Raw genomic sequence first — 12,038 nt, forward strand, 5'->3', positions numbered from 1 at the left:
AAGTGTCCTGAGCGAGTGGAGGGAGGCGGGACCGTCAGGCCCCGCCTCCCTCCACTCATGAGCCGACTCTCATGAGCCGACTCTCACGAGCGGACTCTCACCGGCCTCCCTACTGGCCGGCGTACTTCTTGCTGACCTCGTCGAAGATCGCCTTGGCCTCGGGACCGAACCGCGGCCCAGCCAGCCAGCCGGCCGTCGAGGGGCCGATCGAGGTGTTCGACACCAGCGCAGGCTGCCCGTCCTGGCCCTGGGCGACCCAGCCGCCACCGGACGAACCGGCCGTCATCGTGCAGCCGATGCGGTACATCGTCGGCTGCTCCGCCTTCAGCGACAGACGGCCCGGCTTGTCCGCGCACTGGAACATCTTCTGGCCGTCGAACGGCGGCGCCGCCGGGTAGCCCGTCGCCGTGATGCCCGCGATCTTCGGGACCGCCGGCGCGTTGAACTCGACCGGCAGGGCCGTACCGACCGTCTCCTCCAGCGACTTGCCGGAAGAGCCCTTCTCCGGCGTCACCTGGATGACCGCGAAGTCGTACGGGGCGCCCGCGCCGCCGGTGGACGCGCCCTGCGCGATCCACTGGTCGGAGGTCTTCACCCAGTCCGCCCACCACACGCCGTACGGGGCGATCTGCTCGCGCGTCGCCTTCTCCAGGTCGGAGGTCGGCAGCGCGGCGTCGTTGTAGGAGGGGACGAAGGCGATGTTCCGGTACCAGCCGCCCTCCTTGCCCTTGTGGACGCAGTGGCCGGCGGTCCACACCAGGTTGGACTTGCCCGGGTGGGCCGGGTCCTTGATCACGGTGGCCGAGCAGACCATCGAGCCGTCGGGACCGTCGAAGAACACCTTGCCCGACGCGGGCGAGTTGGCGTGGTACTTCGCCGGCACCGCCTTCGCCTTCACCGGCTGCGGCGTCGGGTCGGTGATGCCCTCGTCACCCGAGATGTCCTCCTCCTCGACCGGGCGCTCGGGACGCTCGGCGTCCCGCATCCGGTCCGGGTCCCAGAGGTCCTCGATGATCGGGTTGACGAAGTCCTTCGCCTCGCGAAGCCACTTGTCCTTGTCCCAGTTCTTCCACTCGCCGTCGCGCCACTTGTCGAGATCGATCCCGTGGTCCTTCAGCCGCTGCTTCAGGTCCTCCGGAATCTTGATCTTGTCGACCGGGTTCTCGCTCACCGGCGCGCTGGGCTTGTCTCCTGCGTTCTCCTCGCTCGGGCCGCAGGCCGTCGCGGTGAGCGTCAGCGCCGCGACGGCGGACGCCGCCATCAGCAGCGGACGAATCGATCGCATCTCGTGATCCCCCTGGGACTACGTCAACTGGTGCATGTCTGAGCATCGGTCGCACTCGTGTCCGGACGGACACGGGAACGACGGCCCCCACTATGCCGGTGCCGGAGGGGACGGTACGCGCCCCGCCGACGGTTCCGGAGCCGGTACGGCCGTTGTCATGCCGTGATCCGGGACACGCCAAGGATCTTGCCCCCGGCCCGTGTTCCCCGGCAGTTCCCGTCGTTGGTACGGACGGGGGACACAACGGCGGCGCTCGGAGCGGCCTTTGGCCACGGCCGGGCGGCCCGCCGATGTGCAACGCAACTGTTATCGCGGGAGGACACCGAGCCGTGGCCGTGACCAAACCAGCCCCAGCCACCCCAAGCCCCCCGCACCCCACGCAAGCCACGGCCAGCCCCACGGAGGCCCGCGCCCAGCGTGAGCCGACTTCCGAGCTCGCGCCCGGCCACGCGGACGAGCTGAGGCCCGGGCCGGCGTGCGCGCCGACGGATGGGCCCGCGGCTGGGGCGATGGAAGGGGCTGCGGCTCGGGCCGCGGGCGCGGCAGTCGGGGGGCCCGCGGCAGGGCCGCCCGTCGCGTCGACGCGGCGGGGGTACGGGAACGCGGCGCGGAGCGGGTACGAGGCCATTTTGCGGCGGCAGGCCCAGCGCGAGTCCGCCGCCCGCACCTACGCCCGCTCGCTGCCGATCGTCCCCGTCCGGGCCCGCGGCCTGACCATCGAGGGCGCCGACGGCCGCCGCTACCTCGACTGCCTCTCCGGCGCCGGAACCCTCGCGCTCGGCCACAACCACCCGGTCGTCCTCGAAGCCATCCGCAAGGTCCTCGACTCCGGCGCGCCCCTCCACGTCCTCGACCTCGCCACCCCCGTGAAGGACGCCTTCACCTCCGAGCTGTTCGCCACCCTCCCTCCGGAACTCGCCGCCGACGCCCGCGTCCAGTTCTGCGGACCCGCCGGCACCGACGCCGTCGAGGCCGCCCTCAAACTGGTCCGCACCGCCACCGGCCGCCAGGGCCTGTTCGCCTTCACGGGTGCCTACCACGGCATGACCGCCGGAGCCCTCGCCGTCTCCGGCGGCGCCGACGACGTCCGCGTCACCCGGCTCCCGTACCCCCAGTCGTACCGCTGCCCCTACGGCGTCGGCGGCGACCGCGGCGCCGAGCTCTCCGCCCGCTGGACCGAGACCCTCCTCGCCGACCCCAAGAGCGGTGTCACCACCCCCGCCGGGATGATCGTGGAGGCCGTCCAGGGCGAGGGCGGCGTCCTCCCCGCCCCCGACGCCTGGATGCGCCGCATGCGGAGCATCACGGCCCGGCACTCGATCCCCCTCGTCGTCGACGAGGTCCAGACGGGCGTCGGCCGCACCGGCGCCTTCTGGGCCGTCGAGCACAGCGGCGTCGTCCCCGACGTGATGGTCCTCTCCAAGGCCATCGGCGGCTCCCTCCCGCTCGCCGTCATCGTGTACCGCTCCGCGCTCGACGCCTGGGAACCCGGCGCCCACGCCGGCACCTTCCGCGGCAACCAGCTCGCCATGGCCGCCGGCACCGCCACCCTCGCGTACGTCCGCGAGAACCGCCTCGCCGACCGCGCCGCCACCCTCGGCGCCCGCATGCTCGGCCGCCTTCAGGGCCTCCAGCCCGCCCACCCCTGCGTCGGCGACGTCCGGGGCCGCGGCCTCATGATCGGCGTCGAGCTCGTCGACCCCGAGGCCGCAGGCCCCGCCGACCCCGTCCCGCCCGCCGCCCCGGCCCTCGCCCGAGCCGTCCGGCAGGAATGCCTCGCCCGCGGACTCATCGTCGAACTCGGCGGCCGCCACTCCGCCGTCGTACGTCTCCTTCCGCCCCTCACCCTCACCGACGAACAGGCCACCGCCGTCCTGGACCGCTTCGCCGACGCCCTCGCCGCCGCCGAACGGGCCCACGTCCCCCGGCCGCCCGCCCCCCACCGGCCCGCCCCCGGACCGTCCCACTGACCCGGACCGCCTACGGCCCCCTCTCCAAGGAATCCCGCGTGAACGCCACCCCCACCTCTCAGCTGACCGAGACCCACCCCGACGCCGAGGAGCCCACGGTCCCGCGCCAGCACCACGGCCCCACCCCCGTCCGGACGTCCCGCCCCGGACCCGAACCGGCCACCGACCCGCACCGGCCCGGCACCCCCGCCGCCGACCCGCTCGACGACCCCGACCCCCAGCGGGCCGCCGACGCCGCCGCCATCGAGAACCTCCTCCGCTGCTGGGTCCGGGAGAAGAACCTCCCCGCTCCCGACACCACCACCCTCCGCGTCCCCCTCGACGCCAGCGGCACCGCCCTCCTCGTCCCCGTCCCGTACTGGTCGCCCACCGGCTGGCACCGTTTCGGCACCCCCACCCTGGAGGGCCTCCCCTCCACGGCCCCGGCCGTCGACGCCGTCACCCTCGCCGCCCTCCTCAGCCGCGAGACCGGCCGCCCCGAGGCCACCGAACTCGTCGGCCGCGTCGCCGACTCCGCCCGCCGCACCGCCGACTTCCTCGCCGCCGGCCGCCGCGACCCCCGGCCCCACCCCGACGCCGACCTCTTCCTCGCCGCCGAGCAGTCCCTCCTCCTCGGCCACCCGCTCCACCCCACCCCCAAGAGCCGCGAAGGACTCTCCGAGGCCGAGTCCCGCCTCTACTCGCCCGAACTCCACGGGTCCTTCCCCCTCCACTGGTTCGCCGTCGACCACTCCCTCCTCGTCTCCGACTCCGCCTGGACCGAGCAGGGCCGCCCCGTCACCGCCGAACAACTCGCCGCCGGCCTCGCCGAAGGACTCGCCCACCCCGCCGGCACCGCCCCCCTGCCCCTCCACCCCTGGCAGGCCCGCGAACTCCTCCACCGCCCCGACATCCGCGCCCTCCTCGACCAGGGCCTCCTCCACGACCTGGGCCCCCACGGGAGCCACTGGCACCCCACCTCCTCCGTCCGCACGGTCCACCGTCCCGGCGCCCGCGCGATGCTCAAGCTCTCCCTCGGCCTGCGCATCACCAACTCCCGCCGCGAGAACCTCCGCAAGGAGCTCCACCGCGGCGTCGAGGTCCACCGCCTCCTGCGCACCGGCCTCGTCGACGAGTGGCAGGCCGCCCACCCCGGCTTCGACATCGTCCGCGACCCCGCCTGGCTCGCCGTGGACGCCCCCGACGGCACCCCCGTCCCCGGCCTCGACCTGATGATCCGGCACAACCCCTTCGGTCCCGGCGACGACGCCGTCTGCCTCGCGGCCCTCACCTCCCCTCGTCCCTGCCCCGGCACCACCGGCATGAGCTCGCGGCTCGCCGACCTCATCGGCTGCCTCGCCGCCCGCACCGGCCGCCCCGTCGCCGCCGTCTCCGCCGAGTGGTTCCTCCGCTACCTCGATCAGGTCGTCCGCCCCGTCCTCTGGCTCGACGGCCACGCCGGCATCGCCCTGGAAGCCCACCAGCAGAACACCCTGGTCCTCCTGGACACCGACGGCTGGCCCGTCGGCGGCCGCTACCGCGACAACCAGGGCTACTACTTCCGCGAGTCCCACCGGGCCGAACTGGAGAGCCGCCTCCCCGGCATCGGCGCCCACAGCGACACCTTCGTCTCCGACCAGGTCACTGACGAGCGCTTCGCCTACTACCTCGGCATCAACAACGTCCTCGGCCTGATCGGCGCCTTCGGCGCCCAGCACCTCGCCGACGAGCGCATCCTGCTCGCCGCCCTCCGCTCCTTCCTCACCTCCGCCACCGGTCTCGGCTCACCCCTCCCGCACCGCCTCCTCGAAGCGGCCACCCTCCGCAGCAAGGCCAACCTCCTCACCCGACTCCACGGCCTCGACGAACTCGTCGGCCCCGTCGACACCCAGTCCGTCTACGTCACCATCACCAACCCCCTCCGCGGCTGAGCCCCGGGGCGGCCCACCGACCGCCGCCCACCGCCCGCCTCCACCGGCGCGTCCCCGACCACCCCTCCCGGGGACGTCCACGACCAACGGAAGACCGCCGCATGTCCATACATCCCGACCACAGGCACGACCCCGGCACCACGGCCGCCGACCACCCACCGGCCGACCCGATGGGCGACGACACCCTCGACCTCCGCGTCGCCGACCTCGTCGCCCTCCTCACCGAGCGACAACCGTCACCCCCCTCCGCGACCGGGCACCCGCCCGGCTCCGACACCACCGCCCAGTCAGCGATCGACTCCGAAGCAGGCCGCCTCGATGGCGACCTGCTCGACTCCGTCGCCTCCTGGAAACCGGCGGACACCCCCTTCGGCAGCTTCCGCCTCGCCCCCGTCCGCCTGGGACGCGACCTGCCCCTGCTCTCCCGGTGGATGAACGACCCCGCCGTCGCCGCCTTCTGGGAACTCGCCGGCCCCGACACCGTCACCGCCGACCACGTCCGCGCCCAGCTCGAGGGCGACGGCCGCAGCGTCCCCTGCCTCGGTGTGCTCGACTCGACCCCGATGAGCTACTTCGAGATCTACCGTGCCGACCTCGACCCGCTCGCCCGCGCCTATCCGGCCCGCCCGCACGACACGGGTATCCATCTCCTCCTCGGAGGCGTCGCGGACCGCGGCCGTGGTGTCGGCAGCGCTCTCCTGCGCGCCGTCGCCGATCTCGTCCTCGACCACCGTCCCCGCTGCACCCGCGTCGTCGCCGAACCCGACATCCGCAACACCCCCTCCGTCTCGGCCTTCCTCAACGCCGGCTTCCGCTACGCGGCGGAAGTCGACCTTCCCGACAAACGAGCCGCGCTCATGATCCGTGACCGGGCCCTCCGTCACGCTCTGTGAACACCCTCTGTCTTTGATACACCGCTCGACCCACAGCGGTTCCCACTTCGAGGAGTCTTTGTGACGACGTCCCCAGCACCCCACGACTCCGCACGACCCGCGGCGGCCACCCTCCCCGCGCCCAGCCTGCTCGCACCCCCCGAGCTGAACCCCACGGCCTGGGCCCGCGCCTCCGCCCGCACGCTCGCCAAAGCCCTCGGCGAGTTCGCCTATGAGGAGATCCTCGAACCCGTCCCCGTCCCTGCCTCCGACGACACCGGGGACGACACCCCCGACCGATACACCGCGGACCGGTACACCCCGGACCGGTACACCCCGGACCGGTACACGCTTGCCCTCGACGACGGCACCCCCCTCGCCTTCACCGCCCGCCGCGGCGCCTACGGCAGCTGGCACGTCGACCCCGACACGATCACCCACGACGGGCGGCCGCTGGCCGACCCCCTCGACCTGCTCGTCCGCGCCCGCCGCCTCCTCGGCCTCGACGGCGCCACTCTCGGTCACCTCATCCGCGAGCTCTCCACCACGCTCGCCGCCGAGGCCCGCCTCGACCACACCGCCCTCACCGCGGACCGGCTCGCAGACCTCTCCTACGCCGAACTCGAAGGCCACCAGACCGGGCACCCCTGGCTCGTCCTCAACAAGGGCCGCATCGGCTTCTCCGCCGGCGACGCCGCCCGGTGGGCCCCCGAGGCCCGGCGCGCCACCCCCCTCCCGTGGATCGCGGTCAGCGACCGCCTGGCCGCCTACCGAGGCGTCGCGGGACTCGACACCCCCGAGCGGCTCTACGCGGGCGAACTCGACCCGCCCGTCCTGGACGCCTTCCGCGCCGCGCTCACCGCCCGCGGCCTCGACCCCGACACCTATCTCCTGCTGCCCGTCCACCCCTGGCAGTGGGACGAGATCCTGCTCCCGCTCTACGCCCCCGCCGTCGCCTCCGGGGCCATCGTCCCGCTCCCCGCCGACGGCGACCTCCGCCTGCCGCAGCAGTCGATCCGTACCTTCCTCAACACCAGCCGCCCCGACCGGCACACCGTCAAGCTGCCGCTCTCGGTGCTCAACACCCTCGTCTGGCGCGGCCTCCCCACCGAGCGCACCCTCGCCGCCCCCGCCGTCACCGCCTGGGTCCACAGCCTCCGCGACGCCGACCCCTTCCTCCGCGACGAGTGCGGCGTGATCCTCCTCGGCGAGGTCGCCTCGGTCACCGTCGAGCACCCCCTCTACGACCGGCTGCCCGAAGTCCCGTACCAGTACAAGGAACTCCTCGGCGCGATCTGGCGCGAACCGCTCCGCCTGCCGCCCGGCGAGCGCGCCCGCACCCTCGCCTCCCTGCTCCACACCGACCCCGAGGGCCGCGCCTTCGTGGCCGAACTCGTCGAGCGGTCCGGCCTCGCCCCCACCGTCTGGCTCCGGCGCCTCTTCGCCGCCCTGGTGCCGCCCCTGCTCCACTTCCTCTACCGCTACGGCACGGTCTTCTCCCCGCACGGCGAGAACGCGATCGTCGTCTACGACGAGCAGGACGTCCCCGTCCGCCTCGCGATCAAGGACTTCGTGGACGACGTCAACATCAGCGCCCACCCGCTCCCCGAGCACGACGCGATGCCCGACGACGTCCGCGCCGTCCTCCTCACCGAGGCGCCCGGCTTCCTCACCCAGTTCATCCATTCGGGGCTCTTCGTCGGCGTCTTCCGCTACCTCGCCCCGCTGTGCGAGGAACAACTCGACGTCCCCGAAGCGGACTTCTGGGCCCTCGTCCGGGCCGAGATCCTCCGCCACCAGGAGCGCTTCCCCGAGCTGAAGGACCGGTTCGAACTCTTCGACCTGCTCACGCCACGGATCGAACGGCTCTGTCTCAACCGCAACCGGCTGCACATGGACGGCTACCGGGACCGCTCCGACCGCCCGCACGCCGCCGTTCACGGAACCGTCCCCAACCCCCTCGCGTGATCCGGAGGAGTGCCTCCGCTGTCAGTGCCGCCCCGTAGGCTGGGAACGCTATGACGAAGCCATCCCTCCCCGACCTCCTCCACGCCGCCGTCGCCGCCGTCGGCGGCACGGAGCGGCCCGGCCAGGTCACCATGGCCGAGGCCGTGGCCGAGGCCATCGACGACAACTCCCACCTGCTCGTCCAGGCGGGCACCGGCACCGGAAAGTCGCTCGGCTATCTCGTGCCGGCGCTCGCGCACGGGGAGAGGGTGGTGGTGGCCACGGCCACCCTGGCGCTCCAGCGCCAGCTCGTCGAGCGCGACCTGCCGCGGACGGTCGACGCGCTCCACCCCCAGCTGCGCCGCCGCCCCCAGTTCGCCATGCTCAAGGGCCGGTCGAACTACCTGTGCCTGCACCGCCTCCACGAGGGGGTCCCGCAGGACGAGGAGGACGGCCTCTTCGACGCCTTCGAGGCGGCCGCCCCCACCAGCAAGCTCGGTCAGGACCTGCTCCGGCTGCGCGACTGGGCGGACGAGACGGAGACCGGCGACCGGGACGACCTGACGCCCGGCGTCTCCGACCGGGCCTGGGCCCAGATCTCGGTCTCCTCCCGGGAATGCCTCGGCGCGAGCAAGTGCGCGTACGGGGCGGAGTGCTTCGCCGAGGCGGCCCGCGAGCGCGCCAAGCTCGCCGACGTCGTCGTCACCAACCACGCCCTGCTCGCCATCGACGCCATCGAGGGCGCCCCTGTGCTGCCGCAGCACGAGGTCCTGATCGTCGACGAGGCCCACGAGCTGGTCTCCCGGGTCACCGGTGTGGCCACCGGCGAGCTCACCCCCGGCCAGGTGAACCGCGCGGTCCGCCGGTCCGCCAAGCTCGTGGACGAGACGGTCGCCGACCAGCTCCAGACCGCCGCGGAAGGCTTCGAGCGGGTCATGGAGCTGGCCCTGCCGGGCCGCCTGGAGAAGATCCCGGAGGACCTGACGTACGCGCTCATGGCGCTGCGCGACGCCGCCCGCGCCGTCATCACGGCGCTGGGCAACACCCGGGATCGCTCGGTGCAGGACGAGGACGCCGTCCGCAAGCAGGCGATGGCCTCGGTCGAGACCGTGCACGGCGTCGCGGAGCGGATCACCCAGGGCTCCGAGTACGACGTCGTCTGGTACGAGCGCCACGACCGCTTCGGCGCCTCGCTGCGGGTCGCGCCGCTCTCGGTCTCCGGGCTGCTGCGGGAGAAGCTCTTCAACGAGCGCTCCGTCGTCCTTGCCTCGGCCACGCTCAAGCTCGGCGGCGACTTCAACGGGGTGGGCGCCTCCCTGGGCCTCGCGCCCGAGGGCACCACCGGCGACGACCTGCCCGTCTGGAAGGGCCTCGACGTCGGCTCCCCGTTCGACTACCCGAAGCAGGGCATCATGTACGTCGCCAAGCACCTGGCCAAGCCGGCCAGGGACGGCGACCGCGGCGACATGCTGGACGAGCTGACCGAGCTGATCCAGGCCGCCGGCGGGCGGACCCTCGGCCTCTTCTCCTCGATGCGGGCGGCGCAGCTGGCCGCGGAGGAGCTGCGGACGCGCATCCCGGAGTTCCCGATCCTGCTCCAGGGCGAGGACACCCTGGGCGAGCTGATCAAGAACTTCTCGGCCGATCCGCGGACCTGTCTGTTCGGCACACTGTCGCTCTGGCAGGGCGTGGACGTGCCCGGGGCCAGCTGTCAGCTGGTCGTCATGGACAAGATCCCGTTCCCGCGCCCCGACGACCCGCTGATGAGCGCGCGCCAGAAGGCGGTCGAGGAGAACGGCGGGAACGGCTTCATGGCCGTGGCGGCGACACACGCGGCGCTGCTGATGGCCCAGGGAGCGGGCCGCCTGGTCCGGGCGACCGGCGACCGGGGTGTGGTGGCCGTACTGGACCAGCGTCTCGCCACGGCGCGGTACGGCAGCTATCTGAAGGCGTCGATGCCCGACTTCTGGTACACGACCGACCGCAACCAGGTGCGGAAGTCGCTGGCGGCGATCGACGCGAAGGCGAAGGCGGACGGCGCCTGAGACGGAGGCGGGGATACGCGTCCGGCCCCGGTGGAAGCCGGGGCCGGACGCGCGCCAGGAGAAGGGGACGTACAGCGGGCCCCGGGCCCGGCGCAGTGGGTCCCGGGGCCCGGTCAGGACCGGCGGGTGAGGTCAGACCCGCCGCAGTACGGCGACCACCTTGCCGAGGATCGTCGCCTCATCTCCGGGAATGGGCTGGTACGCGGCGTTGTGCGGCAGCAGCCACACGTGGCCGTCCTCGCGCTTGAAGCGCTTCACGGTGGCCTCGCCGTCGAGCATGGCGGCGACGATGTCGCCGTTCTCCGCGACGGGCTGGCGGCGGACGGTGACCCAGTCGCCGTCACAGATGGCGGCCTCGATCATGGAGTCGCCGACGACCTTGAGGACGAAGAGCTCCCCGTCACCGACCAGCTGCCGGGGGAGGGGGAACACGTCCTCGACGGATTCCTCGGCCAGGATGGGACCGCCGGCCGCGATCCGGCCGACCAGCGGCACATACGATGCCGCGGGCTTGCCGGTGGTGTCGGTCGGCTGGGTGCTGGGCTGGTCCGAACCGCGGACCTCGTACGCCCGGGGGCGGTGAGGGTCGCGGCGGAGGAATCCCTTGCGCTCCAGGGCCATCAGCTGGTGCGCCACGGACGACGTGCTGGACAGGCCCACCGCCTGGCCGATCTCGCGCATCGACGGCGGGTAGCCCCGCCGCTGGACCGAGTCGCGGATGACTTCGATGACCCGGCGCTGGCGGTCGGTGAGGCCGGAACTGTCGGCCCTGATGCCTGGGGGCCTTCCGGGGAGGGCTCGGGCGGGGCGCCCGGGCTCCTCCCCGTTCATGGCAGTGTCGTTCATGGCGTGCACCGGCTCGAGTCGGCCCTGGGAGCGGTCCTGGGCGGTGATGGTGGCGCTGTCTGCGGTGGTGGTCACGTCGTCGGCCCCTCTCGAATGGTCTCCCTGGCTGGCACAACGGTAGTAGCTTTCGAAAGGTTGCGCCAAACACACGTTCGAGTGAAAATCCGCAGATTGCCTTACGCGCGTGCGGGTGGGGGTGTATGGGAGTGGGCCCTCGGGGGCCGATCCCGTCCTTACGGTAGCCTTCGGCGCTGGGTTCCCAGGCCCCGGCGCGCCCTCCCAGTCTCCCATTCGCGGAGCGCGGGCGCGGCTCCGGGGCCCTCGCGACACGCGAGGGGTGTCGCAACGCCCCCAACCCAAGATCTAGTGGTTGGATGGCATCGGCCACCCAGGGATAGTGGTCCCCGGTCTGCCGGGGCGCCGTTCATCGCCTATGCTGGTGGTCGCTTCGAGGGCCTTGACGGGCCTCGCGAGGCTGTTCAGTCGTGCCATGAGGAAGAGGGTCGTAACCGATGCACTGCCCCTTCTGCAGGCACCCCGACAGCCGGGTCGTCGACAGTCGCACCACCGATGACGGCACGTCGATCCGACGCCGCCGCCAGTGCACCGACTGCGCCCGCCGCTTCACCACGGTGGAGACCTGTTCGCTCATGGTGGTCAAGCGCTCCGGCGTCACCGAGCCCTTCAGCCGTACCAAGGTCATCTCCGGCGTCCGCAAGGCGTGTCAGGGGCGACCGGTCACCGAGGACGCCCTGGCCAAGCTCGGCCAGCGGGTCGAGGAGGCGGTGCGCGCCACCGGCAGCGCCGAGCTGACCACGCACGACGTGGGCCTGGCCATCCTCGGGCCGCTGCAGGAGCTCGACCTCGTCGCGTACCTGCGCTTCGCGTCCGTCTACAAGGCTTTCGAGGGACTCGAGGACTTCGAGGCCGCCATCGCGGAACTCCGCGTGCGGCCTCCCGCTGGGAACGGCGGGACCGGCACCCCCGAGGTGCCCGTTCCCGCCGGCGCCGCCGACTGACGGCGCCCCGGGCCCCTCGGGCCCGGCGACCGGCCGCGGTGCGGCCGTGAAGACCTGCCCCGGGTGACCTCTGTGGTGCCCGTGGGTCAAGCAGTACAAAACGTATTACAGAAGACGGTGCTCTGGGATTATCTGGGCGCCAAA

The 12,038-nt window shown here is 72.8% G+C and carries 8 protein-coding genes; 6 read left to right on the top strand and 2 right to left on the bottom strand.

Annotation, left to right across the window (positions count from 1 at the left end):
- Positions 1-109 precede the first annotated feature (109 nt).
- Complete coding sequence (locus ACFXMG_RS18470) at positions 110-1,285, bottom strand: trypsin-like serine peptidase (protein WP_383820296.1); 1,176 nt, start codon at positions 1,283-1,285, stop codon at positions 110-112.
- Between the two features lie 509 nt (positions 1,286-1,794).
- Here ACFXMG_RS18470 and ACFXMG_RS18475 point away from each other — a divergent pair.
- The 5 genes from ACFXMG_RS18475 to ACFXMG_RS18495 all read left to right on the top strand — a co-directional run bounded on the left by ACFXMG_RS18475 (position 1,795) and on the right by ACFXMG_RS18495 (position 10,029).
- Complete coding sequence (locus ACFXMG_RS18475; RefSeq protein WP_383820293.1) at positions 1,795-3,255, top strand: diaminobutyrate--2-oxoglutarate transaminase family protein; 1,461 nt, start codon at positions 1,795-1,797, stop codon at positions 3,253-3,255.
- Between the two features lie 38 nt (positions 3,256-3,293).
- Positions 3,294-5,165 carry an IucA/IucC family protein gene (locus ACFXMG_RS18480; protein ID WP_383820290.1) on the top strand — a complete coding sequence of 624 codons (1,872 nt, stop codon included), beginning with the start codon at positions 3,294-3,296 and terminating at the stop codon, positions 5,163-5,165.
- Positions 5,166-5,266: 101 nt separating this feature from the next.
- Positions 5,267-6,058, top strand: coding sequence for a GNAT family N-acetyltransferase (locus tag ACFXMG_RS18485; RefSeq protein ID WP_383820287.1), 792 nt, complete (start codon positions 5,267-5,269; stop codon positions 6,056-6,058).
- 60 nt (positions 6,059-6,118) lie between these two features.
- The gene (locus tag ACFXMG_RS18490; RefSeq protein ID WP_383820284.1) at positions 6,119-8,005 is read left to right on the top strand and encodes an IucA/IucC family protein; all 1,887 of its coding nucleotides are present in this window, start codon (positions 6,119-6,121) and stop codon (positions 8,003-8,005) included.
- 50 nt (positions 8,006-8,055) lie between these two features.
- On the top strand, positions 8,056-10,029 hold the full coding sequence (locus tag ACFXMG_RS18495; protein ID WP_383820281.1) for an ATP-dependent DNA helicase: 1,974 nt from the start codon (positions 8,056-8,058) through the stop codon (positions 10,027-10,029).
- A 132-nt stretch (positions 10,030-10,161) separates the two neighbouring features.
- On the opposite strand, the gene lexA is transcribed toward ACFXMG_RS18495, so the two are convergent.
- On the bottom strand, positions 10,162-10,950 hold the full coding sequence (gene lexA / locus ACFXMG_RS18500; protein ID WP_031010805.1) for a transcriptional repressor LexA: 789 nt from the start codon (positions 10,948-10,950) through the stop codon (positions 10,162-10,164).
- Between the two features lie 437 nt (positions 10,951-11,387).
- Here lexA and nrdR point away from each other — a divergent pair, with 437 nt between their 5' ends.
- The gene (gene nrdR / locus ACFXMG_RS18505; RefSeq protein ID WP_383820279.1) at positions 11,388-11,894 is read left to right on the top strand and encodes a transcriptional regulator NrdR; all 507 of its coding nucleotides are present in this window, start codon (positions 11,388-11,390) and stop codon (positions 11,892-11,894) included.
- Positions 11,895-12,038: the final 144 nt, after the last annotated feature.

This window comes from Streptomyces sp. NPDC059201, from assembly GCF_042754585.1.
In the GTDB taxonomy this organism is placed as follows: domain Bacteria; phylum Actinomycetota; class Actinomycetes; order Streptomycetales; family Streptomycetaceae; genus Streptomyces.